This window comes from Pseudoalteromonas arctica A 37-1-2, from assembly GCF_000238395.3.
Classification (GTDB): Bacteria; Pseudomonadota; Gammaproteobacteria; order Enterobacterales; family Alteromonadaceae; genus Pseudoalteromonas; species Pseudoalteromonas arctica.
Genome location: NZ_CP011025.1, coordinates 810,003 through 836,857 on the forward strand (window position 1 = coordinate 810,003; position 26,855 = coordinate 836,857).

At 38.5% G+C, this 26,855-nt stretch carries 25 protein-coding genes and 1 pseudogene; 15 read left to right on the top strand and 11 right to left on the bottom strand.

Features of this window, described 5'->3' with window-relative positions:
• Window positions 1–168 precede the first annotated feature (168 nt).
• From PARC_RS03630 to PARC_RS03645, 4 genes are all read left to right on the top strand, one after another.
• Window positions 169–1,419, top strand: a complete 1,251-nt coding sequence (locus tag PARC_RS03630) for an efflux RND transporter periplasmic adaptor subunit (protein WP_010553106.1) — start codon at window positions 169–171, stop codon at window positions 1,417–1,419.
• Between the two features lie 11 nt (window positions 1,420–1,430).
• Window positions 1,431–2,165: an ABC transporter ATP-binding protein gene (locus PARC_RS03635; RefSeq protein WP_010553107.1), complete on the top strand. Its 735-nt coding sequence runs from the start codon at window positions 1,431–1,433 to the stop codon at window positions 2,163–2,165.
• Between the two features lie 94 nt (window positions 2,166–2,259).
• Complete coding sequence (locus tag PARC_RS03640) at window positions 2,260–4,692, top strand: ABC transporter permease (RefSeq protein ID WP_010553108.1); 2,433 nt, start codon at window positions 2,260–2,262, stop codon at window positions 4,690–4,692.
• A gap of 225 nt (window positions 4,693–4,917) precedes the next feature.
• Window positions 4,918–5,910 (top strand): fatty acid desaturase, encoded by a 993-nt coding sequence (locus PARC_RS03645; protein ID WP_010553109.1) that lies wholly within the window; start codon window positions 4,918–4,920, stop codon window positions 5,908–5,910.
• 104 nt (window positions 5,911–6,014) lie between these two features.
• On the opposite strand, the gene PARC_RS03650 is transcribed toward PARC_RS03645, so the two are convergent.
• From PARC_RS03650 to PARC_RS03665, 4 genes are all read right to left on the bottom strand, one after another.
• On the bottom strand, window positions 6,015–6,308 hold the full coding sequence (locus PARC_RS03650; RefSeq protein WP_010553110.1) for a hypothetical protein: 294 nt from the start codon (window positions 6,306–6,308) through the stop codon (window positions 6,015–6,017).
• Window positions 6,308–6,775: a DUF4405 domain-containing protein gene (locus tag PARC_RS03655; protein ID WP_010553111.1), complete on the bottom strand. Its 468-nt coding sequence runs from the start codon at window positions 6,773–6,775 to the stop codon at window positions 6,308–6,310. The genes PARC_RS03650 and PARC_RS03655 overlap by 1 nt, the downstream gene beginning before the upstream one ends.
• A gap of 118 nt (window positions 6,776–6,893) precedes the next feature.
• A complete protein-coding gene (locus tag PARC_RS03660) occupies window positions 6,894–8,849 on the bottom strand; it encodes a TonB-dependent receptor domain-containing protein (protein ID WP_010553112.1) in 1,956 nt (651 codons plus the stop codon).
• Between the two features lie 108 nt (window positions 8,850–8,957).
• A complete protein-coding gene (locus PARC_RS03665; RefSeq protein ID WP_010553113.1) occupies window positions 8,958–9,872 on the bottom strand; it encodes a LysR family transcriptional regulator in 915 nt (304 codons plus the stop codon).
• 230 nt (window positions 9,873–10,102) lie between these two features.
• On the opposite strand from PARC_RS03665, the gene PARC_RS03670 reads away from it, so the two are divergent.
• Window positions 10,103–11,209, top strand: coding sequence for an NHL repeat-containing protein (locus tag PARC_RS03670; protein ID WP_010553114.1), 1,107 nt, complete (start codon window positions 10,103–10,105; stop codon window positions 11,207–11,209).
• 118 nt (window positions 11,210–11,327) lie between these two features.
• Here the strand turns inward: PARC_RS03670 and PARC_RS03675 are convergent, their stop codons facing one another.
• On the bottom strand, window positions 11,328–11,927 hold the full coding sequence (locus PARC_RS03675; RefSeq protein WP_010553115.1) for a short chain dehydrogenase: 600 nt from the start codon (window positions 11,925–11,927) through the stop codon (window positions 11,328–11,330).
• A 137-nt stretch (window positions 11,928–12,064) separates the two neighbouring features.
• Here PARC_RS03675 and PARC_RS03680 point away from each other — a divergent pair, with 137 nt between their 5' ends.
• The 5 genes from PARC_RS03680 to PARC_RS03700 all read left to right on the top strand — a co-directional run bounded on the left by PARC_RS03680 (window position 12,065) and on the right by PARC_RS03700 (window position 15,878).
• A complete protein-coding gene (locus PARC_RS03680; RefSeq protein ID WP_010553116.1) occupies window positions 12,065–12,961 on the top strand; it encodes a LysR family transcriptional regulator in 897 nt (298 codons plus the stop codon).
• 216 nt (window positions 12,962–13,177) lie between these two features.
• Window positions 13,178–14,470: an amidohydrolase gene (locus PARC_RS03685; RefSeq protein ID WP_010553117.1), complete on the top strand. Its 1,293-nt coding sequence runs from the start codon at window positions 13,178–13,180 to the stop codon at window positions 14,468–14,470.
• Window positions 14,471–14,704: 234 nt separating this feature from the next.
• Entirely contained in the window at window positions 14,705–15,118 is a 414-nt protein-coding gene (locus PARC_RS03690; RefSeq protein WP_010553118.1) for a GFA family protein, read from the top strand.
• 13 nt (window positions 15,119–15,131) lie between these two features.
• On the top strand, window positions 15,132–15,578 hold the full coding sequence (locus tag PARC_RS03695) for a RidA family protein (RefSeq protein ID WP_010553119.1): 447 nt from the start codon (window positions 15,132–15,134) through the stop codon (window positions 15,576–15,578).
• A gap of 78 nt (window positions 15,579–15,656) precedes the next feature.
• Window positions 15,657–15,878, top strand: coding sequence for a hypothetical protein (locus PARC_RS03700; protein ID WP_010553120.1), 222 nt, complete (start codon window positions 15,657–15,659; stop codon window positions 15,876–15,878).
• On the opposite strand, the gene PARC_RS03705 is transcribed toward PARC_RS03700, so the two are convergent.
• Window positions 15,867–17,063 (bottom strand): MFS transporter, encoded by a 1,197-nt coding sequence (locus PARC_RS03705; protein ID WP_010553121.1) that lies wholly within the window; start codon window positions 17,061–17,063, stop codon window positions 15,867–15,869. The genes PARC_RS03700 and PARC_RS03705 overlap by 12 nt on opposite strands.
• Window positions 17,064–17,169: 106 nt before the next feature.
• On the opposite strand from PARC_RS03705, the gene PARC_RS03710 reads away from it, so the two are divergent.
• Window positions 17,170–17,961: an AraC family transcriptional regulator gene (locus PARC_RS03710; RefSeq protein WP_007581507.1), complete on the top strand. Its 792-nt coding sequence runs from the start codon at window positions 17,170–17,172 to the stop codon at window positions 17,959–17,961.
• Window positions 17,962–17,980: 19 nt separating this feature from the next.
• Here PARC_RS03710 and PARC_RS03715 read toward each other — a convergent pair whose 3' ends face one another.
• The 3 genes from PARC_RS03715 to PARC_RS03725 all read right to left on the bottom strand — a co-directional run bounded on the left by PARC_RS03715 (window position 17,981) and on the right by PARC_RS03725 (window position 21,491).
• Window positions 17,981–20,041 (bottom strand): TonB-dependent receptor, encoded by a 2,061-nt coding sequence (locus PARC_RS03715; RefSeq protein WP_010553122.1) that lies wholly within the window; start codon window positions 20,039–20,041, stop codon window positions 17,981–17,983.
• Between the two features lie 74 nt (window positions 20,042–20,115).
• Window positions 20,116–20,772 carry a YoaK family protein gene (locus PARC_RS03720; RefSeq protein ID WP_010553123.1) on the bottom strand — a complete coding sequence of 219 codons (657 nt, stop codon included), beginning with the start codon at window positions 20,770–20,772 and terminating at the stop codon, window positions 20,116–20,118.
• 29 nt (window positions 20,773–20,801) lie between these two features.
• A complete protein-coding gene (locus tag PARC_RS03725; protein ID WP_010553124.1) occupies window positions 20,802–21,491 on the bottom strand; it encodes a substrate-binding periplasmic protein in 690 nt (229 codons plus the stop codon).
• 123 nt (window positions 21,492–21,614) lie between these two features.
• Between PARC_RS03725 and PARC_RS03730 the strand changes: the two genes are divergently transcribed.
• From PARC_RS03730 to PARC_RS21670, 4 genes and pseudogenes are all read left to right on the top strand, one after another.
• The gene (locus PARC_RS03730) at window positions 21,615–21,863 is read left to right on the top strand and encodes a TIGR03643 family protein (protein ID WP_007581511.1); all 249 of its coding nucleotides are present in this window, start codon (window positions 21,615–21,617) and stop codon (window positions 21,861–21,863) included.
• A 76-nt stretch (window positions 21,864–21,939) separates the two neighbouring features.
• Window positions 21,940–22,302: a hypothetical protein gene (locus tag PARC_RS03735; RefSeq protein WP_010553125.1), complete on the top strand. Its 363-nt coding sequence runs from the start codon at window positions 21,940–21,942 to the stop codon at window positions 22,300–22,302.
• A 23-nt stretch (window positions 22,303–22,325) separates the two neighbouring features.
• On the top strand, window positions 22,326–23,408 hold the full coding sequence (locus tag PARC_RS03740) for an endonuclease/exonuclease/phosphatase family protein (RefSeq protein ID WP_010553126.1): 1,083 nt from the start codon (window positions 22,326–22,328) through the stop codon (window positions 23,406–23,408).
• Between the two features lie 264 nt (window positions 23,409–23,672).
• A pseudogene (locus PARC_RS21670) lies at window positions 23,673–23,807 on the top strand (endonuclease/exonuclease/phosphatase family protein); the annotation flags it as partial.
• A 40-nt stretch (window positions 23,808–23,847) separates the two neighbouring features.
• On the opposite strand, the gene PARC_RS03750 reads toward PARC_RS21670, so the two are convergent.
• Both PARC_RS03750 and PARC_RS03755 read right to left on the bottom strand, forming a co-directional pair.
• Entirely contained in the window at window positions 23,848–24,969 is a 1,122-nt protein-coding gene (locus PARC_RS03750) for a DUF4238 domain-containing protein (protein ID WP_096058048.1), read from the bottom strand.
• Window positions 24,970–25,282: 313 nt separating this feature from the next.
• The gene (locus PARC_RS03755; protein WP_010553129.1) at window positions 25,283–26,659 is read right to left on the bottom strand and encodes an NAD-dependent succinate-semialdehyde dehydrogenase; all 1,377 of its coding nucleotides are present in this window, start codon (window positions 26,657–26,659) and stop codon (window positions 25,283–25,285) included.
• Window positions 26,660–26,855 lie beyond the last annotated feature (196 nt).

Consider the following 26,855-nt stretch of genomic DNA (forward strand, 5'->3'; position numbering starts at 1 on the left):
TGCAAATTAGGGTTATGAGTTTCAAATTGGTACTGAGGAGTCCGCTATTGCTGCTATTTATTAGAAAAAGTAAGTAATATTGTAGTTAATCTCATGTATTTATTTAGTTTTTAATGTTGGCACGTGTTTCGCTATACCTTAAATATACAAAGCATTAAGCAGTGAAATATGGATATAGCAAAAACAACAAATACAAAAGCTTTAGCTGTTTGGCAAAAGTTAATTTTAGTCACTGCTGTTATTATGATAATTGGGGTTATTTATCAACAAAATAACCAAGCTGGAGTATCCGTTTCGCGTAGTAATATTATTGTTGCAACGCTAAAGCAAGGCGCGTTAGACATTACAGTGACGGGTTATGGAGAATTAAAATCGGCACAGCAGCAATTACTTACAGCTAAAACAGCAGCCACAGTTAAAGCTATTTTGCTAAAGCCAGGCGCTATTGTCAGTAGTGACTCCGTAATTGTGCAACTTGCAAACCCAGAACTCGATCAACAGTTACAAAGTGCTGAGCAAGAGCTTAATAAATTGAATGCAAACTTGCGCCAAATAAAGCTCAATAATACGCGAGAGCTGTTAAATGAGCGCTCCCATGTAGCGCAAAGTTATGCAGCGTATGAAAATGCCAAACTAAAATTAAAAGCAGAAGAAGCCCTTGTTAAGCAAGGTATTGTATCAGCCTTAAATTATCAGCGTAGTGTGCTTGATGAGCAACAACTTAGCCAGCAATTGGCAATTGCCAAGCAACGTGCAGAGCAGTTAAAAGAAGTACATAAAGAGGCACAAAGTATTCAGTTGGAGCAAATAAAGCAACAGCAAGGCATTGTTTTTATGGCACAAACAAAGCTTACTAATTTATCGATAAAGGCTGGGATAAATGGTGTGTTACAGCGCTTACCTGTGGAGCTTGGGCAAAGCGTTAATGCAGGGCAAGAAATTGCATTAATTGGCTCGGTTGATAGCTTAATTGCTTTGATTCAAGTTCCTCAAAACCAGGTTGATAATATTAGCTTAGGGCAAGTTGCACAGGTAGATACACGCCGAGGTATAGTTGATGCGCGCGTTACGCGTATAAGCCCTGTAATTGTTAATAATACGGTAGAAGTAGAGCTTGCTTTGCCTAAAATATTACCCGAAAACGTGAGACCGCAACTGAGTGTTGATGCAAATATCATTATTGCAAAGCTCACCAATGTTACCTACATAGAGCGCCCTGCAAACGTTAAACCATATACCGAAGTTACGTTATATCAGCTTAATCCAATATCAGGCGATGCAAGTCTAGTTAAAGTAAAAATTGGTCGTTTAGCTGGGCGTTATATTGAAGTATTAAGCGGTGTAGCTGTTGACCAGCAGTTAATAATTTCAGATTTAGCCAACCTTACTCAAACCAACCAAACAATTCATATAAATTAAGGATGAATACAATGGCAGAACAAAAAACTAAAGCCCTTAAAAGTGTCGTGCTAGAAATGAAAGGACTTAGTAAGGTATTTGAAACGGATGAGCTGCAAACATATGCGCTTCGTAGCATTGAATTAAAAGTTTACAGCGGTGAATACTTGTCTATATCTGGGCCATCAGGGTGCGGGAAATCAACCTTATTATCAATTCTAGGTTTACTTGATATGCCAACGAGTGGTGAGTATTTTGTTGATGGTGTGAATGTTTCTAAGCTTACGCAGAATCAAGCCGCTGACATTAGAAACGCTAAAATAGGGTTTGTTTTTCAGTCATTTAACTTAATTGATGAATTAAATGTATTTGATAATGTGGCATTGCCACTTCGCTACCATCACTCTAAACCGAGCAAGGATGAGATTGCTGAAAAAGTAAAAGCGTGCCTTGAAAAAGTGGGGCTTGGACATCGAATGAGCCATAAACCAAGCCAGCTTTCAGGTGGTCAGCAGCAACGTGTTGCCATAGCGCGTGCCTTGGTGGCGGAGCCCACAATTTTGCTGGTGGATGAGCCAACAGGCAATCTTGACTCAAAATCGGGTGACCAAGTAATGCAAATATTGACTGACTTAAATAATGGGGGAACAACTATTTGCATGGTCACCCATGACCCTCGCTATGCAGATATGGCAAGTCGTCAGCTAAAGCTTCTTGATGGTGAATTGCTTGGCGAAATGGCGGTAAAAGAGCCACTAAACGCTTAAATAAAATTGCTCTTTATCAGCGAGAATAAAATGGAATATGTGAAATGTTTAAAACATAAACCGCGATTAATCAATTACTCAAAGGAGTGTAGTAATGACTTACAATTTTAAAAATGCATTACTCAATATTACAAAGCATAAAATTTATAGCGTAAGTGTTGTCGCAACCTTAAGTATTGTATTAGCGGCGTTAATTACAGTACTAACGCTTGCGTATATTATGCTTATAAAGCCACTTCCTTATCCTGATCAAACACGGTTAGTTAAAGCCGAGTACGCGCAAATAGACTCAACAGGGTCGCTTAATACACGTGCATTTAATTACCCTGCGCTAATTGATTTATATAAAAATCATAACGTATTTGAACAAGTCGCTTTGGTGTATTACGCACAGCAACGCCTTGATGATGTGGCTGGCTTGCCCATTGTAAATACGTCATTTGTAACGCCATTGTGGTTTGATTTATTTGCTATTAAGTTGCATTTAGGCCGAGGCTTTAGTGAAACAGAGAAACTAGATAGCTTTAACCCAGTAGCTGTGATCAGCTATCAGACATGGATAAATGATTTTGCTGGTAAAGAAGATATTATTGGGCAAAGGCTGAGCGTAGGAGGCCAACAATTTAAAATTATTGGCGTAGCTGCTGCCAACTTTAAATCTCCAGCCCTTATTAAAACAGGCCAAGAAACGGCTATATGGCTGCCTTGGGATTACAATTTAACATCTGAAGAGGCAAAACCTTTTTGGTGGAATCGTTATTCAGACAGTCATTTAGTTGCCAAATTACCAAGTAATACAAATTTAGTTCAAGCCAGTAAAAAGCTATCTCAGTATGTTGATAGTGTGTGGCAACAACATATTACAACAGAAGCATTTTTTTCCGGTTGGCATATTCAGCTTGAGCTTAATCCACTGCAAAATGTGATATTAAAAGAAACGCCGCAAAATATTTTTTGGCTTATTTTAGCTGTGTTAGGTCTGGTTATTATTGCATGTGTAAACATTAGTAATGTATTTATTGTGCGTACTGCTGCGCGAAAGCACGCCTTAGCATTAAGTGCTGCCGTAGGCGCAACACGGTTTATTTTGTTTAAACAATTTTGGCTTGAAATTGTATTATTAATAGGAAGTGCAAGCTTTATAGGCCTTACTTTATCAGCTGTTATTTTGTCTGAGTTGAGTCATTTAGCTCAGGCCATATTGCCTCGAGCAAATGAGTTGTCGGTTAATATAGCCTCAGTACTTATCGCGGTACTGAGCTGTTTAATACTTAGCACCCTATTTGCCTATTTGTGTACGCGTATTATTAATTATCGTGAACTAATCGGTGGCTTAAAGTCAGCAGGAAAAGGTAAAACTGTACAGGTAAGTAAGCGTATTTGGCAAAGTTTGGTGGCATTTCAGGTAGCCATTACATGTACCTTATTATTTATTAATCTTTTAATCTTTAACGTTAATAATGCCAATATAAAAGAAGCTTTCACACTGCCTATTAAGCAACTAACCAGTGTTGAAATTAATTTAGCTAATTATTTATCAGCAGATAGAGAAAAGGCAAACCAAGTGCTAAATCAAGCGGCTAATGAAATAGCGTTATTGCCAGAAGTAGCTCAAATTAGCCGCTCATCTTCACCTATCAATGATAATTTAATTACTTGGTCACTCATTGAAGTCGCGAACAATAAATTGGTGCTACCGTTTGGTAAAGCCGTTGATGAGCATTATTTTTCAGTGCTTAAACAACCCATACTACAAGGGCGTAGTTTTTCAGCTGAAGATGTTAAAAGTGACGCTAATGTAATAGTTATCAATGATGTACTTGCCAAGCAGCTATCAAGTGATGGTAATGCGTTAGGGATGCGCCTAAGTTTTGATATTACATCTGGTCGTGAAAACGACTTAACAATTATAGGTATTGTTAAGGCGATGCCAATTCCTGGTAAAGCACTAACAAAGCCTAAAGCCTTTTTGACTCGTCAAGGGTATCGCTCATTTATTGTAGAGCTCAAAAATGGTCAACAATTAAAAAAACAAACGCTCAATACATTATTGCAAAAAATAGATGCAGGGATCTCAGTGCATAAGCTCGAACCGCTAAGCTCTCAACGTGACACTGCGTTATTTCGACAATACGTTGTATCGGCTACAACTGTAATGCTTATTGTTGCGACAATAGTATTAACCAGCATTGGCTTGGTGAGTATTATGCGTTACTCAGTGCAGCTACGACGTGCTGAAATTGGTATTCGTTTGTGTATAGGTGCTAAACCGCTAGATTTATTTTTATTAGTATTTAAGCAAAGTGGTGCTGCTATTTTAATAGGGGTTTTATTAAGTGTTGGTATTTTATTTTTACTGCAACAGCAATTACAAGATATAGCTAATACAGTACCTACGTTAACTCAGCTAGTATTATTCCTTACTACCTTAATATTTGTAGTAACTCTTGGTGCAATAGCATGTTACTTACCTCTAAATGCACAATTAAAGCGCCCAGCAATTTCAGGCATACAAAGCGAAAGCTAAAACTCTTGTACAGCATGGCTTTTAAATTGGCAGCTGGCCCTAATATTTAGTTTCTAGGTGTGGTTGTTGCAATATAGCTGCACTTACAAACTAAAACCTAATGAACTGGGATGCTATTGAACTATTGGTAATAGCTCAATACATCATAATTTTATTCCCGCTTTATTCCGATGTTGCGCTTAATTCAGGTATTATTTGCGCAACAAGGTTTTTAAGACATTATATATGACTCAATTAAGTGCCAAACAGAACATTCAATCGATTGTTAAAGCAATTAAGGCAGAGGAAGCATCACTTCGTCAAAAGCACCCGTTACTTGCACATCAAAATACCTTAGGGTTAATTATTTTATTGCTATCGCTTAGCGCATTAATTGGTGTTGGTGTTTTATATTATTTAGCCATCATACCTGCTTGGGTATGCATAGTACTTGCGGCTATTGCTGCATCTATTTCCCATGAGTTAGAGCACGACCTTATACATAAACAATATTTTAGTAATCAGCCGTTCATGCATAATTTTATGATGCTAACAGTATGGTTAATGCGGCCAAATACTATTAGCCCATGGTACCGACGTAAAATGCATTTACACCATCACAAAACCTCAGGCACACAACAAGACCTAGAAGAACGCTTGGTGGGAAACGGTATTAAAAATCCATTTTTACGTGCGCTAGTTATTGTAGATGGGTTATTAGGGTTAGTTATTTCTACTAAACGTTTTAGAAAAGAAATTAATGGCTTTAGTTTTTCGAGTGTTTTTAATGCGGGGTTTCCGATAGCGACTGCGTATTTCGCTATTTTATATAGCGTTATTTTATTTCATATTGTTAATTTATTTATACCACTTTCGCTAAATTCGCCTAGCTGGTTGTTAAGTACAATGAATGCGTTTGAATTTTTAATGGTTGTGCTCATTGTGCCTAATATTATTCGCTCAAGCTCGCTTAATTTTGTTACCTCAAGCATGCATTACTATAGCGGCGTTAATAATATGCTTGAACAAACACATGTACTAACGAGTCGTTTATTTATGCCGTTTCACTTGTTTTGTTTTAACTTTGGTAAAACGCATACCATTCATCATTTTGTGCCAAATCAGCCGTTTTATTTACGCCAAATGCTAAGTAAAAAAATACTTAAAGTAATGGCGCAGCATAATGTGCGCTTTAACGATTTTGAGAGCATTAAAAATGCGAATGCTTACAAGGCATAACCTAAAACTTCAGTAAAAACCGTTATTACATAGGTGCTCAGTTGCCTATGCAATAACGTATGATTGCTTTAGTTGGATATAAAACTAAAGCAATCATCTATAAATTAATCCGCTCTTTTAAATCGCTTTTTTATCAATCCAAATAACTTTGCTATTCCAAGCGTTAATAACATCGGCACGCCAATTAAAACGAGTTCTTTTACAAATGGTAAAATATACATCAATATCGGTGCTATATTCGGCTTTTCTCCTTCAGCTGAGCCGTGGCTATAACCTTGTAGGTTTATTTGCATAGCCCAATCTGTTCGCTCCAAAGTCACCAATATCAGGCTCACTAAAACAGATACAATTAAAACGATGCTGGTGCGGGTTTTCCACTGTTGTTTTAAGTACTTCATTATTTAGCCTCCTTTGCAAACATGCGTTTTGTTAGCTTTACAATCCAGCTCAAATTAAGAGCTAAATGAACACCTAACATTGGCATAATAAAAGTGGCCGAATCATGATGTATTTTTGACCAAAAGTCTTGAATATTTAAACTAATATCAAGCGCAGGTAGTAAAGCAACCGACACTAAAAAACCACTCACAAATACCAGTAACGTCATTATATAAAGTAGGTAATCCCACACTATGTTAAAACGTTCTCGAGCACTTAATTTAGATAATAAGCGCTTAAAACTGCGCTGTATCCAATCCCAATGTAGTAATAAGTGAATTGCAAATGGCACTATAAAAAACAAACTAAACCATTCATGTAAAGCTACGCCCGTCGCTTGTGGTGCACTTACTAGCATAAAGCTTATAAGGAGTAGTGCATCCATTACATAGCGGAATTTTTGTAAGTTTTGTTTCCAGTTAGACATTCTGATATGACCTTAATATTGATTGTCGTTTAATTGCCACTATTTAAGGTGCGCCCCTCTTAAACAGCAAAAGGCTCAATAAAATATTGAGCCTTATAACATTACTAAATTTTTTAAATTAAAAAACGTACGACGCGCTTAATTTAACATTACGACCTGCTTCGTAATCTTGCACGGTGTCGCTTGAGTATGACGCGTGTGAGTAATAGGTTTTGTCAAAAATATTCTCAACACCTAAGGTCATGCTAAGTGCTTCAAGCTGACTTGGTAGCCACTGCATGCTGATGTTATGAACTTGATAGCCTACTTTATGGATATCAGCACCGCTTGATACCGAATCATCCGTTCTGTTAATTAGGCTGGTCCAGTTAAACTTTAAATCATACTGAGGGACTTCGTAGCCTAAATTTAATGAAATACTATCGCCTACTTCGTAGCGTAATTGTTCATGCGTTTCTAACTGTTCTGAATCAGATTTCGAGTAGCTTAAACGCGCACTAAAGAGCGCTTTACGAAGTGAGAACGTGGATTCAAAGCCATCAATATCGTAATCACCTGAATTTGCGTACGTACCAATTGGGCGACCTTTACCTATTGCCCAGTTGTCTATGTAATCTTCAATGCGGGTTTTAAACACATTAAGTGAAAAGCCTAAAGAATCTAAGCCCAATACATTACGTTCTTTGAAGGCAAATCCGATGGCGTTATTTACACCTGTTTCTGCTTTTAGGTTTTTATCAAAGTTAGTGCTGTAATCAACGTAACTTTCACGAAGGCCAGGCCCTTGAAATAACTCAGTAGAGCTTGCGCTTATGCTCCAGTTATCATTAACAAGGTATTTAGCAGCTAAACCAAACGTTAGTTCGTTCCACGATTTATTTAATGAATCGTTAGTACCAGCAGAGTACATGTCTACTTTAAAATAGTTGTAGCGCACGCCTGGGGTCACAAATAACTGTTCGGTTAGGGCTATTTCGTCTTCAATATAAACAGCATGAGAGTCGGCTGTGTCTTTGTTAGTTTGAACGTGGTTTGCGATACGCTTTGATACTTGCTCATAGCCTTCACCGCCGTAGCGCAATGTATGGTTAAAGCCAGCAAGTGCAATTTTTGAAGTGGCAAGCGCTGTGTAACCTGTATGCTCAGAGTTGCCTTCTGTACCAAGTGCTATGTAGCTTAGCTCGTTTCGGTAAACGCTAGCGCGTAGGGTAATTGCATCGCCTTTATCTAGCTCGTAGGCTAAAGAGGTACTTGTGCGAGTGTAATCAATATCTTCTGTTTTAGCGTTTGAGTCTTCAGCAAAGCCAGCACCAAAGTTAGTTTTTACGTAGTAATCGCCTTCGTCGTTATATCTATCGTAAGAAAATACTAAACGATTACTTTCGTTTACATCCCAACCTAGTTTGAATATTCCGTCAATTGTACGACCTTCGTTACCGGTTACTTCTTTGCCATTGCCGTTTTCAAAATTATTTCTGTCTGTTGAGGTGTAGTAGGCTAAGGCATCAACATTATCAGTTAGTTGGCCATATAATGCGGCAGAGCCTCCAGCATAGTCGTTAGTGCCTAAATTTGTATATAAACGAGCACCAAAATCTTGCCCTGGCTCTAGTAAATCTTTAGCGTCTTTGGTTTCAAAGGCGACACCGCCTGAAAGGCCACCGGTGAGCACTGAGTTCGTACCTACTTTTATATCAACCGCTTTTAAAATATCAGCGTTAATTAATAAGTTACCCGAGTGATGAAACATGTTGTTGTTTTGGCTAATTCCATCAACGGTAATATTTAAATCTAAGTCGTCAACGCCACGAATATTAATGCCTTGCACTATTGAATGCGAGCCACCCACATCAATACCAGCTTGGTCGCGTAATAAGTCGCTTAAGTGATTAGCTTGTTTTCTTTCAATGTCGTCTTGTAATAACGAATTGTTCGTAATAGTTGTACCCCAAACTTCGATTGTTTCTGATGTGTTGGGAGTCTGTTCGGCCAAGCTAGCGAATGACATACCGGCGCATAAAGTACTAACAATAAGAGGGAGAGACTTTTTATTAAATGGGAGCATATTTATCATTGTTGATCTTTTATTTAATTTTTAACATTATTAAGAATGATTCGTATTAAATAGATCGTAATGGTGAATGGCAATTCAAAGAATATGCTCATAATGAATAGCGGTTATTTATATTTTAAATACTTTGCTTTTAACTAGCTCTCTAAACCATTGGCAAACAGGATCATTATGATGGCGTTGATGCCAATATAAATAGACTTCATCGTGCTCTAAATCTAGTTCTGGAGGGACCACTCTTGCAACTACATCATGATGGCGACAAATATCATTAGCAAAATGGTCCGGTACAAAAAATATTAAATCGGTATTTTGTGCAATGGTGCCAATACTATAAAAGTTTTTTAAGCGTATTGGCGTATTAATATTATCAATCCCAAGTGCTGCAAAGCAGTGCGCAATAGAAAGTGACTTTTCTCCCTGAATCGATATTTGTCCAAAGTTACAGTTACGTAATAATTCAATATTCAGCTTTGTATTAGCAAGCGGATGAGTACTTGCCATTATTAATTTAAAGTCGCGTTCAAACAACGCTTGACGATACAGTTTGTCCTCAGAGCTTGTTGGTTTATGGCCTGTTATAACAAAATGAGTTTCGCCTTTTAGTAAATCTGAAAATTGCGGTTTTGGTAACGTGTCTATTTCAAGGGTGATATTAGGCGCTTGTTCGCGCACATCTTTAATAATGGTTTCTATTAGTAAGTGCATTTGTGGTGGCAAGCCAAATAACTTAATAGTGGCTTGGCTGGTTTTAGCATCAAAGGTTTGCTTATTAACCAGTGTTTCGACCATATTCAAAATAGAGTTTAAATCTTGCTGAATCGACTGTGCTTTAGGCGTTAGTTCATATCCACCGGCCATTCTAATTAGTAATGGGTCGTCAAATAAACTACGTAACTTACTTAAAGACCGACTAATTGAAGGTTGGCTCATACCTAACGTCAACGCAGTATTACTAATGTGTTTTTCGTTTAATAGCTGTTTTAAAATAATGAGTAGGTTTAGGTCGAGCTGATTTAAATTCATAATTTGGTTTTATAATTAGCCTGTATTACAAGCTGTTATCCTAGCATTTATATTTGCGAAGTACGTATAGGTCTTTTGTTTTTAGGAATTTAAACATGACTCTTAAAAATAAAAAACAACGTTAATTATATATGAAATGTATAAAGTGATTTGCTATTTACCCTGATTATCAAACCTTAAAGTAAACAATATACTGGTTGTATCAAATTAAACTAACAGGATACAACACAATGAAACCACTTTATTTTGCAGCAGCGCTGCTAGCAACAGGGCTTTTTAATAGCGCATTAGCTGAGCCTACAAAACCAGAATTGTTAACGCCTGAGTTATTAGTCGATTTACCTAACACCTTTAATTCGCCAGCCAGTAGCGATATGGATAAAGAGGGCAATGTATATATTACCTCGCCAAACTTTCATAACGATGCACTGATTAAAATAGGCGAGATGCAAACACCTGCTGCGCCCCGTATAGGCATGCTTGATAAAAATAACAATTTTAGTAATTGGTATATTTTTACTAAGCAAGATATGGCGCCATCAACAGGTAAAATTGCACCTATGGGAATTGCATTCGGCCCAGATGGCAATGCTTACGTAGCTGACATGCAAATGTGGTTTGATGGCAGTTATAAATCGCGAATACTACGTATTAATGTCGTAAATGGAAAAGCTGTAAGCACGGATGTTGTTGTAACAGGGTTATTATTTCCTAATGCAGTGGTATTTAAAGGCGATGTTCTGTTTATTTCAGAAACAGTATTAAAACTTGAAGGTACTAAGCAGTTAAGTGGTGTGTATAAGGTTGGTTTTAGTGAGTTGAATGCTCAAAGACCAGCGCATATAAAACCTTTTTTAAGTACTCAAAATCATGACTCACATCTGTTTGATACATTTGCCTCTAACGCGACACTTAAGTTTGGCGCTAACGGCCTAACATTTGATGGAGAAGGTAATTTATACACTAGCATTATGGAAGATGGCAGCGTAATTAAAACCACTATGAACGAGCGCAATGAAAAAGTTAAAACAGAGCTATTTGCAAAAGGCCTAGTTGCAACCGACGGTTTAAAGTGGGACAAGCGTACTAACAAAATTTATATTACAGACTTATTTGCTAACGCTATTTATAGTATTGATATGCAAGGTAAATTAGAGTTACTGGCACAAAATGGCAATACCACAGGACTTCATGGGGAGCTTGATGCACCATCTGAATTAATTGTTCGTGGTAAAGATATTATTATTATGAATTTTGACGCCGTGTTCGACAGTCTTAATATGGTTAACAAAAAAGCTGACAATCCACATACTTTATCGGTAATTAAGCTTAAATAACAGATTGCTAGCTGTTTAAAGTTACTAATTTAAATAGCTGCTTAGAGCAGCTATTTTGATAACAGGGCTTCAATTAATAACCTGGTTGAATTGTTACATCAAGCAATCTGCTTTAGCTCTAAATATAGTCGACTACATCAAAAGCTTTACCTGTTTGGTTACTTTCAATTGCGTGTCTAAATGCTTTAGCGGTATCAGCAGCGGTTATACCACTGGTGCTATCCATACCCATTATCTCCATCGTTTCCTTTACAAAATGAGGACTTACGGTATTTACGTGTAATATGCCTTCAAGTTCTAATGCCGCCGCTTTAGCGAATGAATCTAACGCTGCATTTACCATGCTTACAGCTGCTGAGCCAGGCGCAGGATTTTGTGCTAAAAAGCCTGAAGTAAAAGTAAAACTACCGCCTTGATTAATGTACTTAGTTGCCACATGGAATAGTGTAATATTACCCATTAATTTATTACCTACAGTTGTTGTGTAATCTTGCTCACTTAACTCGTTTATAGGTGCGAAGGCAATTAAACCTGCCGTAGATATAACCGCATCAACATTTCCTATTTTTTTAAATAATGCTTCTATAGAGGCTTTATCTTGAATGTCTACCGTGTGTTCGCTGTTTTTAAAGCTCGCTTTTATAACTTGATGATCATGAAGGTCTGCCGCTATTGCTGCCCCAACTATGCCTGATGCGCCTATTAATAATACTTTCATTTTTATTACCTTTAACAATGTATTTTGTGAATGTAAGGTAATAATAAACTCATCAGTAAAGATGAAAAATAACAAATAAATAATATTATTTGTGATATTTTTAGAATAATAGCCAAGTGTAATTTAGCGAGTAAGTAATGGATTTATTAAAATCAATTCAGGTATTTGAGCAAGTAGCCCAGCAGCAAAGCTTTAGCCGCGCTGCCGAGAGTTTAAACTTAGTGCCCTCAGCCGTTAGCAGGCAAATTAACGAGCTTGAAAAATGGCTCGATATTAGGTTAATAAACCGTACTACACGCTCATTAAGTTTAACCGAAGACGGTAAAGCATATTTACTTAAGCTCAGTGATATTCGTGCACAAGTCACCGAACTTCGCCGCTCCAAAACACAGCAACAACAAATCAAAGGGCTTATAAAAATTACAGCTCCCATAATGATTGGGCAATATATGCTGCCGGTTGCATTAGCTGAATTTAAAGAGCTGCATCAGGACGTTGATTTAGCAATTTCACTTATGAATCGTAAAGTAGAGCTGGTGGAAGAAGGCTTTGATTTAGCTATACGCGTAGGGCACTTAAACGACTCAACAATGGTCGCGCGTAATATTGGTAATATGCGCTTTAAAACGGTAGCAAGCCCTCACTATATTAACACTCACGGCATGCCCAGTACGCCTAAAGATCTTAAAAACCATCAATGTTTAATAAATACCGCAGTAACTAATGCCAAGCGATGGTCGTACTTAATTGACGGAAAAAGCACAGTAATAAAAGTAGCTGGTAGCTTTGAAGTTAACGATTCTCAAAGCTTAAAAGCCTTTGCTATAGCGAATCAAGGTATTGCTCAGCTGCCTAGTTTTTACGTTGATGCGGCAATTCAATCCGGTGAGTTAATAGAAATATTAAGCGATTATGTACCAAGCCCATTACCCGTGAATTTACTCTATCCATCGCAACGTTTATTAAGCCCAACTGTCCGCGCTTTGGTGGACTATTTAGTGCCATTTTTAAATCAACAAAAGCAAAAGTGGTAGGCTTAATTAGCGCTAAAACTTCAAACTAAAAATAGATAAAACCAGTGAAAAGTGAAGTGGCCCTTCATAGTTGGGCATCTAGCTTAAATGGGATTGATTATTGTAGAGCCTTCAGTAATAGTGGTTATAGAGCAAACTAATTATGTTCTCAATAATACATAAGGGCTCGTGCTCATCAATATTATAAAACCAATAAATATAATAAGGACAAACAGGATGAAAAAATCACTAATTTCAATAGCGCTGGGCTTTGCTGCCCTTAGTGCGTTTAATGCCAATGCAAACATTGATCAGCAAGTGAAAAAGGTAGAGCAACAGGTTATTGATTGGCGACGTGATTTTCATCAAAACCCTGAGCTTGGAAATCGCGAAACCCGCACAGCAGGTATTGTCGCTAAGCACTTAAAGTCGCTGGGTATGGAAGTACAAACAGGGATTGCTTATACAGGTGTTGTGGGGCTATTAAAAGGTGCAAAGCCAGGCCCAACAGTAATGCTACGCGCAGATATGGACGCGCTGCCAGTTACTGAAAAAGCCGATGTTGATTTTAAATCAACTAAAACCACTAATTACCGTGGTGTAGATGTAGGCATAATGCATGCTTGTGGGCACGACACGCACGTGGCTATGCTAATGGGCGCTGCACAAGTGCTTGCAAACATGAAAGATGAGCTACACGGTAATATTATGTTTGTATTTCAGCCTGCAGAAGAAGGCGCACCTGAGGGGGAAGAGGGTGGCGCTGAGTTAATGCTTAAAGAAGGCATATTTAAACAATACAAACCAGAAGCTGCTTTTGGGTTACACATAACATCTAGTTTGCACAGCGGTAAAATTGGTTATAGAAGTGGCCCTGCAATGGCCAGTGCAGACCGATTTGAAATAACTGTACATGGCAAGCAGGCACACGGCTCTGCACCGTGGACAGGGGTTGACCCAATTGCCGCAGCTGCGCAAATAGTAACAGGCGTAAATCATATTGTTAGTCGCCAAATCAACATTACCAAAGAGCCCGCTATTGTCTCGTTTGGAAAAATAGCGGGAGGCGTACGCAATAATATTATTCCTGAAGAAGTTGAAATGGTAGGTACAATTCGTAACTTTGATATGGATAACCGAGCACAAATATTTGAAAAAATAAAAACCACAGCCACGCACATTGCTAAATCGTCGGGTGCAACTGCAGAGGTACACATTCACGAAGGTTATCCGGTAACGATTAATAACCCAAAGTTAACTGCGCAAATGTTACCTAGCCTTAAAAAAGCAGCGGGTAATGGAAACGTAGTTGAAATGGGAAAAATAACCGGCGCAGAAGACTTTTCGTTTTACGCATTAGAAGTGCCGAGTGTATTTGTATTTTTAGGCGGCACACCAAGTGAGCAAGATTTAAATACAGTGGCTAGTAATCACTCACCTTATTTTTATGCCGACGAATCATCGTTTAAAGTAGGCACTAAGGCGCTTAGCCTGTTAGCTGTTGATTATTTAAACGCACATAAAAGATAGCTTAAACGCACCACGTTACGCTATTAGCTTAACGTGGTATTGCTGTTTTATTTAAAACATCGGATCATGTTTGTAGCACTTGCTCAACTTTTAAAAATCACTTTCAAAAATTAAAAACCTAACCGAATATACAAATGAACCGGCGAGCAGTTTTTTTATATTTTAAAAATAATGAATCGATACTGCCGGTCTTATATCTCGATTCAATCTTCATAAGCATTAAGGATTTAAATAATGGAAATTACTGGAAGCTGTTACTGTGGTGAAATTAAATACCAAGCAAAGTCTCAAAATAACAACGCACTTGTTTGCCATTGTAGCGATTGCCAACGTATGTCGAGCGGCCCATTTAGAGCCGTTATAATTGCAGAGCCAAATTCGGTAGTATTTACCCAAGGTGAGCCAAAAGAGTTTGTTAAGACAGCGCAAAGCGGTAACAAGCGTGCGCAAGGTTTTTGTGGCACATGTGGTACAACACTTTATGCAACTAACGAAGCTAAAGCTGACCGTGTATATGGCTTGCGTATTGGTGCGGTTGATCAGCGTGATCAGTTTACGCCAACAGCACAAATTTGGTCTAAATCGACGCTTAATTGGCTTAACGAATTACATCAAGTGCCTTCATTTGAAACCACACCACAAAAATAAGGTAAGCCAGGTAATGAACTCACTGATAAAAACCGCTTTTTTAGCAAGCACATTAATTACCTGCAGTGCATTTGCAGCTTCGAGTAATGTCGACTTTTTAAATGCAGGCAAAGCTAATCCTAACTTGCCATTTTCGCAAATAGTAAAAGCCGGTAATACGCTTTATATGTCGGGGCAAATAGGTATTAACCCTGTAACAGGTAAGTTGGCTACAGGCGGTTTTGAAGGCGAGGCTAAACAAACACTTGAAAATATTAAACGCACTTTAGAGCTGCATAACTACAGCATGAGCAACATAGTTAAATGTACGGTTATGCTAACTGACATAAATGACTTTAAAGCATTTAATGCTATTTATACTCAGTATTTTAGTGCGCCGTATCCTGCACGTAGTGCTTTTGCTGTAAAGGCGTTAGCGCTTGATTCTTTAGTAGAAGTTGAGTGTATAGGTGCTGTTTAAATTAAAAGTTAAGTTTTTCTGAAATTTTATTAGCTAAACGGCTGTCTATTTGAATAGTTACATAACAGAGGAAATATTATGTGTAGTTCACCTAAAAGCAGCCGAGCAGTTAAAAAAACAGCCATTAGTTTTAATGATGAGCTAACTCAAGAGCAGCGTCTACGTTTTGCCGCAAAAGCTAATTTAGCACAAGAGCGCCGTGAACAGCGCGAAGCAACTAATAAACGCTATGAGCAAAAACACACGAGCAAAAAAACTTCGTCTGGTTTATTTTCGTGGTTACAGCAACTAGTTAGCTGATTTAGCTAAAGTGGTATTTTTACCACTGCCTAAACCACATAAAGCACACAGTACACCGGCAATAGCGCATAACCATAATGGCGCACTCCAACTGCCTGTTGCAGTGTGTAATGCCCCAGCTAGCATAGGTCCAATAGCGGCAAGTAAATACCCTACACTTTGCGACATACCCGAAAGCGACGCCGCTTGTTGTGAATCATCTGTTCGCAAACTAATAAATGAAAGCCCTAGTATAAAGCACCCACCAGAGCAAAAGCCCAGCATTAAGGTCCACACAAAGGCAAAGTTAGGCATGTAAAGCAGCCCCAATGCACTAAGTGCACTGAGCATAGCTAAAATAAAGCTAAGCGCGCTTTGATCTTTTAATTTGGCAAGTAGCGGAATTAATATAAAACCTGGCAATGCGGTCGCAATTTGAAAAGCCCCATGATAAGCACCTGCTTGCGTAGCACTTTGGCCAGCTTCGGTTAATATGCTAGGTAACCACGTAATAATTATATAATTTAAAAACGAGTTTAAGCCCAGCAGTAGGGTAATTTGCCATGCTAGTAAATAGCGCCATACACTTTTTGACGTGTTAGCGTGTTGAGCAATACTCGCGGGTTTTGTGTGCTTACTTAATTGCGACATCCATACAATAATACTCGCCAGAGTAATAAGGGCTGATGAGCCTAGCGCAAGTTGCCATCCTAACCCGTTTAACTGACTAAGTGGGAATACTAAAGTAGAAAACCCACCCGATACCACGCCCATAGTGAGCACATAAGCTGAGGTCATTAACGCAATTTTTGCAGGAAAGTCGCGCTTAATTAAACTTGGTAATAATACATTTGCTATGGCAATACCTACGCCAATAATAGCGGTGCCCACAAATAGCATGGCAGAGGTATTTATTACCCGCGCTGCAACCCCTGCAAGTATAAATAGCAAAGCGACAAATAAGGTGCGCTCTAAACCTTGTTTTTTAGCAAGAGTTGCGGCCATTGGCGATACAACCGCAAAGGCAATGAGTGGCAGTGTTGTTAAGAAACCAGCTTGCGATGCGCTAAGCCCAAAGTGATTAATAATTTGTTCAAGCACAGGTGCAATACCTGTAAATGTGGCGCGTAAATTTGCGGCAATAAGTAATATGCCAAGCACAAGTAATATGCCAGCAAAGCGTGATTTAGGTGTGTTATTTAACAAAAGGGAAGACCATTAAAGCTAATACTTAATGGGCGCTAGTATAAAGGCTTAGCAAAAACTATAATTTAGAGATAATGACATTAAATAACTAAAAACAGACAAAACTATGTTTGATGCAATTGGCTGGGACGACATTAAAAATTTTGAAACTATGGCGCAGCCTATAATAGCCAAAATAGAGCACGCGCATGCAAGTCACGAAATACCACTACATACCCATCCAAAAGGGCAATTAATTTTAGCGCTACATGGTTATGTAACGTGTGAAGTGTCGGCCAAAATGTGGATGGTGCCTACGCACAGTGCAATTTGGATCCCAGCACAAAAGGTGCATAGTAATAGGGCGTCTGATAACGCGCAGCTTTGTCATTTATTTATAGATAGTAGTAAAAACGGTATGCCGCTAAATACCTGTACGTTAGCCATTACGCCACTGGTTAAAGAGCTAATGTGTGAGTTGGCTGGGCATAATCAGCACTATACTTTAAATAGTAAAACAGCACGTTTAGCGCAGGTGTTGTTTGATCAACTTATTGAAATGCCTGTACAGCCACTGGATTTTGTATTATCTAAAAACGAGGTAATTCAAACCATGAGCGATCAGCTTATAAATATGCCTAATAACCGAAAAACATTACCACAATGGGCTAAGCAGTTTGCATTAACTGAGCGCACATTAGCGCGGTTAATTAAAAAAGAAACCGGTATGACATTTGGAAAGTGGCGTACGCAATTACATATAATTACAGCCCTAAAAGCGCTTTCAGATAAGCAAAGTGTGCAGCAGGTGTCGGAGTTACTAGGGTATGAGTCGGTGAGTGCATTTATTACTATGTTTAAAAAAGTGATGAAAAAGTCGCCCATGAAATACATGAGCGACTTAAATCAGTTAAATTAGCTTAGCCCTTAAATAAGCATTACCACGTATAAGTTGCCGAAAGCATCGCGTTACGTGGTTTGCCAGGAAAGTACCTGTCGCCGGTAAAACTGGTGTAATCGGCGCGCTCCGCATAAGCCTCATTAGTTAAATTAATAATGCGGGCAAGCACTTCAAGGTTATTAGTAACTTGCCACTGTGCGCGTAGGCTTAGAACATCATGCCCTTGGTATTTATTTAAGTTTTCTGGGTCGGTGTAGTAGTTACCAACGCGATGCCACTGCAAAGCAAATTGCGTATTACTGAGTGCTTGCCATGTTAAATCGAGATTAGCAATATTACGCGGCGCGGTATCTATGTCGTTGCCGTTTATATTTAAACCGTTAAGTATTTGGTTGTTAGTGTAAGTATGCTTTGCGTGAGTGCCAGCAAAGTTAAGCGCAAGCGACTTAGTGAGCTGGTAGTCAAGCTCAAGCTCAATACCACGATGGCGAGAGCTGCCATTATTTACCGTAAAAAAGTCGCTATCGCGGTAAATCGTATTGTGTTTACTCATAGCGTAAACAGACACACCATAACGTAGTTTTTCGTAAATTCCTTTAATACCCAGCTCTGCGTTATTCGCTATTTCGGCGCTTAAATTTGCAGTGGTTTGCTCGCGTTGTAATTGGTATAGCTCAGCCGCTTGTGGCGCTCTGTAACCGCGAGAAAAGTTTGCATAAAGTGTGTTATTTGTATTGTACTGATAACTAACCCCAAGCTTTGGCGATAGATTACTAAAACTATTTTTAGCGCTTGCTGGGCGGCTGTATCGGCAACCACCAAAGCCACATTCTGTGCCATCGTCTTTTGTTCTACCAGCTAGCATATTATTGGTGTAGTCGTACTGCATATGCTCGTAGCGCACACCTGCGGTAAGTAACCACTTATTTAATTGCCAATCAACCGATGCAAAAGGGGCATAAAGCGTGGCGTTTACATCGTAATCGTAATGCTTACCTTGGGGTACTGTAGCAACTAAAAATGCAGAACCTTGAGTGGGCTTGTTTTGGCTTTGAGTAAAGTCGGCTTGCGTGTATTCGCCATCAAGCCCTAGGTTTACTTTTACATTACTTTGTAAGTTATGTTGATAAAGCGATTGTACGCCAAAACCAGTTTGGCTGTTTGTTTCAAGCGGTGTGCCGGGCAAAAAATGCTTAAAAAAGTCCATGCTTTGGTCACGAAAATAGACCGTAGTTGAGAGTACGTCATCATTATTTAATTGCCATGTTGCATTGCTCCACGCTCTAAATGAACGTGCTTTTCTAAATGCGTCTGGGTCAAAGTTTTTTTGTGCGAGGTCTTCGTTTTTATAACTTTCAAAGCCTGTAATAAATCCAGCAGTTTGCTGATCAAGATTTGTGTAAGTAAGCCCAGAGGTAAGTAATAAATTATTATTTGAATAGCGATGGCGAATATTTACTTTTTGTTGCTCTACGCTTTCGTCGTCGCGGTAACCGCTATCATCGGTAACACTTGCGTTAATGCCTATACCGCTGTTGCCGTAATCTTGTCCTGCACGTAATTTGTAGCGAGTATAACCGTACGAGCCATAATCTAAACCAACTAAACCACCGCCTTGAGTGGTGTCGGGTGTTATTACATTAATAACACCATGCACAGCGTTTGAGCCATAAAGTGCAGAGCCAGGGCCTTTTAATACTTCAATGCGCTGCGCCATTTCGCTGTGCGCCTCAAATAGCTCGTTTATATTACAAAACCCAGCGGCTCTCAGTGGTATGCCATCTTCTAGAGTCAATATGCCACCACAAGCGCCTGCGCCCGAAAGTACTTGTGAGCGCAGCGCGGGTAAATATTCTTGGCCATTTCCGCGTTGAATATTAGCCCCTGCTACACGTTGCAGGGCTTCTTCAATATGGGTAGGCGCTATGCTATTTAGCTGCGCTTGAGTTAGTGTGCTTATTGATAAAGGGAGTGGGGTCGATAGCGCTTCAATACGTGATGCCGTAGTTGTTATGGTTTCTATTGCATCGTTGTTTTGATTATCGGCAAACGCAGTGTGGCTAAAGGGTAATATCAGCGGCAAAAAATAAGGTTTCATACATTCCTTGAAAGTAATCTATATTGCATTGCCTCTATAATATGCGGTTTTAATATGCATTTAAACTTGTTGCGTTAAAGCGTACGTAACCTATAAACCCGATACGTAATTGATAAAACAAAACAAGCCACAGCAGGAAACACCAAAGCCAGCACTAAGTAATGCTTAAATAAAACGTAGCCGGTTATACCGCCTAGTAAAAAGCCTGCAATAATGAGCAAAAACATAACGCCTTTACGGGCATCAAATTGCTCACCTTTAAGCGCTTTACCTAGCATTAAACCAAGGTCAGTAAAAATACCGGTTAAATGTGTCGTACGTATAACAGCACCACTGTAATTAGTTGCTAGCGCATTTTGTAACCCACACGCAGCAGACGTTAAAACAATGCCGTAAACGAATGTGTTTTTGAGTAAATAAGCACTCGCAAGTAGTAGCAATCCTTCAATAAAAAGCAAAGTGTCGTAATGACGACCAAGTTTTAATGAGCCACCAGAGAGCAAAAAGCCCGACAGTGCCGAACCCAACATAAAGCTGATAATTATTGAAAGTAGCAATAAGGCAGTACTGGGATTAGTTATTGCTTTAATACCAAGTAAAGTAACAGAGCCAGATACATGCGAAATAGCCTGGTGCTCAAATCCTAATAAGCCTACAGCGTTTACTATGCCCGCTATAAATGCGAGCGTAAACGCGCCATATTCAACCCACTTTGGTAGTTTTGTAAACATTGGTTATCTCTTAACGTGTGCAGTGTTAATTATTGAGTTTGTGCTTTAAAACGCTTTATTTGCTCATCAACTAATTTTGTATCTATTACGCCACGCTTAAAAGCAATGTAAGTAGGAAACGTAAACTCATTTAATTGCCGAGCATAAATGTTTTTATATTCTTTTGAGTACCACAAACCCGCTTGATAGTTAGTTATTGCGTATTCAACACGTTTTTTTTCTAGTAGCTCAAAAGTGTCTTTAGTTGAAAGTGAGCGAAGTAGATTATTCTCATCAAGGCTGTACTTTTTAGCAATAACCTCAGGCAAAGCAACGCCGCGCAGCATCGCTATTGGGGTATTTGATAAATCGTCAGTGAGCAGTTTATCTTTGTTTAAAGTAAATAAACCATACTTAGTAGTGTGCAAAGGCACGCTTGTAAAATCTAAATACTTTGCACGTTCCTCTGTATTGGCCAAAGAGAAATAGCAGTCGTAGTAACCCAGCGCCATTTCTTTTTTAACGCGCGCCCATGGCAGATGAATTACGTCAATTTTAAGATTTAAATTACGCTCAATAAACGTTAAATATTCAATATCTAAACCCGTGAACGTATCGCTTTTCTCATCAAATATAGTAAAAGGCGGGTAGTGGGTTGTTACGCAGCGCAGGGTTTTACTTGGCGCTGCAAGTAATAACGAAGGTAAAGTTAAAGCTAAAAACAGGAATATTGCGCGCATAAATATAAATTCGATATCTTTTAAAGTACATAACTTGAACGCCAATTATACAGTTACTGAGTTTAATTGCATTGATCTAAGTATTTTTACCTAGCGTATAAGTTAAATTTTGTGAGATATACCATGTTTAACGCAGAGCAGCAGTCACGCATTATCGAAATGGCGTGGGAAGATAGAACCCCCTACGAGGCTATAGAGCAGCTATACGGATTAAAGTATCCGCAGCTGGTGGTTTTTATGCGAGACAATGTTTCAAAAGGCAGTTTTAAAGTTTGGCGTAAGCGCCATGCAGGTCGTAAAACAAAACATTTAAAATTACGCGATCCCGCTATTATGCGAAGCCACTGTAAAACACAATATAAACAACGTTAAATAAGTGTAAGTTGTTTCATATGATGTTCATCCGTGTTTGTTAACCTTTAGCTATTAATTATGCTAGAGATTATTTATGAGAGTACTAACATACACAGCACTAATAGCATTGGCTTTATGTTCAATAAGCGCAGACGCAAAACCGCATAAAGATAAGCATGGTCATAAACACGGCCATAAAAAGCATCATTCACATAAGCATAACGACAATGACTACCTTTCTAAAAAAGAGGAAAAGCAGCTAATCCGCGCAGGTTGGACGCCACCAGGGCTAAGTAAAAGCTATCATCGAGGCGACTTTTTAGAACGCGATTTATACAAAAGAGGTAGAGTGATTGAACGCTCTAGAGATAATGGTACAGTGAGTATAGAAATAGACCGTACAGTTATCCATATGGTGCACGATACTCGAGAAATACTTTCAATTCTAAGTCGCTAAATTAACTTTATAAGGATATTAAAATGCTCATTGCGCTGGCTATAATTATTGGCTTTTTTTTACTGGTTACCTTATTACCTATGTCGTACAGCCAGCATTACTTAGTGCGTAGCTGCGATTTTGTGCGCTTACAGGTTTTTTATATTGCCAGTTTTGTAGCCGTTACTTCGTTGTTTTTATTATGGCAAAGTAGCGCAATAGGCTATGTATTTATAGCCTTAACCTCATTACTTATAATGATTTTACAAGGTAAATGGATTTACCCGTATACGTGGCTTGCTAAAAAAGAAGTGCAAAGCGCACCTAAGCACATCGACCATAGCATTCGAATTATGTCGGCAAATGTACTTATGTCGAACCATAAAAGTGAGAAGTTAATTAGTCTTGTTGATGAGCATCAACCCGACCTACTTATTACGCTTGAGAGCGATAGCTGGTGGGAAAATAAATTATCAGTCATTAAAAAAAATTACCCGTATTACATAGAATGCCCTAAAGACAATCGTTATGGCATGCACTTATACAGCAAGTTTAAAATACTCGATGCACAAATATGTGAGCTTATAGAAGAAGATATTCCCTCAATTCATATTTTGTTTGAAAACGATGAAGGCCTACAAATGCAAGGGCACTTTATTCACCCAGCACCACCAAGCCCGACAGAGGAAGACTCATCACGTCCGCGCGACTCAGAGCTAATAATGGTGGCTAAAGCACTTAAAAACCCTACACGACCTACCATAGTTGCCGGAGATTTAAACGACGTAGCGTGGTCGCGCAGCACCCGTTTGTTTATGCAAATAAGTGGCTTTTTAGACCCTCGAAAAGGCCGTGGTTTTTATAACACCTTTCATGCAGGCTACTTTTTTATGCGTTGGCCGCTCGATCACTTATTTCATAGTGAAGGGTTTAAAGTAAAACGCATTAAGCGTTTAGCTAAATATGGCTCAGATCACTTTGCGTTGCTCACTGAGCTTTCTTTTGAGAACGCTAATCAGGAGTCACTAGAAGATAAACCCGAAGATCTAAAGCATGAAGAAATTCAAGAGCTTGCAATGAGCAAAGCCGATAAACGAAAAGTACCGAGGTTTGAGGAAAAGTTATAGCTGCTAATTTTAGCTATTCGTCAATCAGTCTTAACTTGCACTAGCTCAGACCTTAACTGTCAGGTGTTTGACTAATAATATTTAATCAAACCTGACAGTCTCATAAGTGCCATCAACGGATATTCAAGGCGTGTATTTGAAACTCTGTTGGGTGGCGCCTTCGGTTTAACTAAACTACCTTTTGACGTAGGTCGGATAAGTGGCGAAGTCACGCCATCCGACAAAAATAATGAATTCACTAGAAACAACCCGACTTACCGCATTGAGCTTTCTTACGAAAATGCCAATCAGGAATCACTAGAAGATAAACCCGAAGATCTAAAAAATGAAGAAATCCAAGATCTAGCTGTGAGTAAAGCTGACAAGCGAAAAGTACCAAGGTTTGACGAGGAGTACTAATCTAAATTAGCTTAAGTAGAGTTACTTGGTAGGATTAGCACTATCTTGGAAAAGGTATTCTACTTTTTAATATCAACGTTACGCCTGATTTTGCTTCAATGACACAGTCTCTTTTTGCTGAAATCGGAACGATTCTATTAAAAGTAGGGTCAAATATTTCAATAGAAGTAATCATTTGACCAATAAATAAATTATCCAAATAAATAGAGTCGTCAAGTGATAAAGATAATCGAGCTAATTCGTGGTTATAGCTATTTATATTAAAAATCAGTCTTTTATTTGCAGTAAAAATTTTGACATAAATCGAATGTCTTTCTTGTTGTGCAGTAAACCCCTGAGTCAGTTTTTTTACTAAAGGATTTTGCATAAAAGAATACACTCTTTTATCAGAATTTGAAATCATCATGTCATTTAGGTTAGCAATCGTAACTTCTGATTTGCACTCAATACCTTTTATTTCTCTTCTTAGAGAATTATGGGATACATAAGCTAACCATGGAGTTATGGGCATATAGAAAAAAGTCGTTTCTAAATGGGATTGACATAATTGAGCTAAGTAGAGTATCTCTTCAACATCATCACTGTTAAATTGCTTAGCAATGACTGGCTTATCTGAGGTCAAAAATGGTATTTGTGTGCAATTTATTAAAATAGCAGAATTATTGTGTACTAATTCTAAATCGCTATTATTGCACTGAAGTAACATTTTTTTTGAAATATCAGAGTACAGCTCTTTATTTCGGTTATTATTTTCGAATAAGTCTGCATAGCTAGCTATTCTATCATAGGAGTTTTGGATGTTGATGATCAAACTTTCACTTCTTAAAAACTGATGCAATACGAAAGCTGTAAATGTACTTTGGATTTTATTAGAAAAACTTCCGTTTAAGAAATCTCTCACTGCAATGTCGTATGAATATTCAATTCTTGATAAATATTCCTCGACTATAGGACTCGTTTCGTCATCAGACTGTAAATTATAGAACCTAGGCTTTGTGAAAGAGTTGTGGTCAAGCCCTCTCATTCTCCATTTCTCATTTAATTTTTTCGAGTTTGAATAAATTCCGGGTTTAAACTTAGTATTACCATTATCCACTGAATTATCGACAAAGCGCTTTAAATAACATCGAGGGACTATATGTTGATTTTTTTTAACAGACATAACTTTAATAGTAGTTACAAGCAATATGAAAATTAGATTGGCATATTACTTAATAAAAAAACAAACATATACGTTAAATTTTAAGAATGGCTTCATATAAGTTAGCAAAGTGATAATGCGTATACTATTTTAAATCGTAATCTACAAATTATTCAAGTCTCTGGTTCATTCTTTGCTAAAAGCTACTCGGTAGTTTTATAGCTATAATAAAAAGCCTAAAAGTGGTTACCCACTTTTAGGCTTAGTAATTTTGTGTTTTAAACACATATTAAAAATCTGTATTTAAAACACTTATTTCATTTATGCAGCTAAATTAGCTGGCGATCATAATGCTTTTAACATTAACAAATTCGCGCATACCAAAACCGCCGTGTTCTCTGCCGTAGCCACTGCCTTTAACGCCACCAAATGGTAGGTTAGGTTGTGCTAAACCGTAGCCGTTAATGTTGATCATGCCGGTGTCGAAGTACTTTTTAGCAAGCTCAATGGCTTTTTTCTCATCTTTTGAGAAAATACCACCGCCTAAACCGTAGCGAGAATCGTTGGCGATGCGCATAGCATCGTCGTTATCTTTCGCTTTAATAAGCGAAGCGACAGGGCCAAATAATTCGTCATCGTAGGCCGGCATGCCAGGTGATAGGTTATCAAGTAGCGTTGGTGGGTAGTAGTAACCTGTTTGCGATGGTATTTCGCCACCCGTTACTATGTTTGCACCTGCTTTAACTGATTCCATTACTTGGTCGTGAATGCCGTCGCGTAAATCTTCACGAGCCATTGGGCCTAAGTCTGTGCCATCAGCCATTGGGTCGCCCATTTTCATGGCTTCAAACTGCTCTTTAATTTGTGCTTTAAAGTCATCGTAAAGTGACTCAACAACAACATAACGTTTAGCTGAAACACACGTTTCGCCGTTATTGATCATGCGACCTGTTACACAGGTTTTAACTGCAAGCTCTAAATCAGCGTCATCGAGTACTAAGTATGCATCGTTGCTACCCAGTTCTAACACTGTTTTTTTAGCGTGTTTACCCGCTTCTGCAGCTACTTTTTTACCTGTGGCATCACTACCCGTAAAGGTTACGCCGCTAATTGCTTTGTGCGCAATGAGTGAGCTGGCGGTTTTACCGTCGATGAGTAAGTTGCTGAAACAGTACTCTGGGAAACCGGCTTGTTTAAATAGCTCTTCAATTTTTTCAGCCATGCCAAATACGTTACCAGCATGTTTTAATACGGTTGTGTTACCCGCCATTATGTTGGCAGCACTGTAGCGAATTACCTGATAAAGCGGGAAGTTCCACGGTTGAATACCTAACAGTACACCTGTTGGTTGGTAGCTGATAATTGCACGGCCGCCGTCCATATCACGTTCTTCGTCAGCAAGTACTTGTGGGCCTTGTTCGGCTGTGTAACGACAAATTCCTGCACATAGTTCAACTTCTTGAAAGCCTTGCTCGTATACTTTACCCATTTCTTCGGTCATGAGTTTTGCGATAGATTCTTTTTGCTCTTCGAAAAGTGAGGCTAACTTATTAAGATATCTCGCACGTTCAGTGAACGACGTTAAGCGCCATTTTAAATATGTTTCGTGAGATTTTTCGATTACCTGTTCTGCTTCTTTTTGAGAAAGTAGCGTGTAGGTTTCAATGGTTTGCTCAGTTGCCGGATTAATCGTTTTAACTGTGTTACTCATTTCTATCTCCTTACAAATTAATTATCTATAAGGGTGCAAAACGAAAGCCAATATCAAAAAAAACAGTATTAATTAATCTCAAGTTATTGAAATGTATTATCTATTTTTGGTTTTTTATTCTGCTAATAACTTTTTACTACTATGAATATATTATCCAAAGCAGTAAAAAGTTCTGATTGATGCAAAATTTACAAGG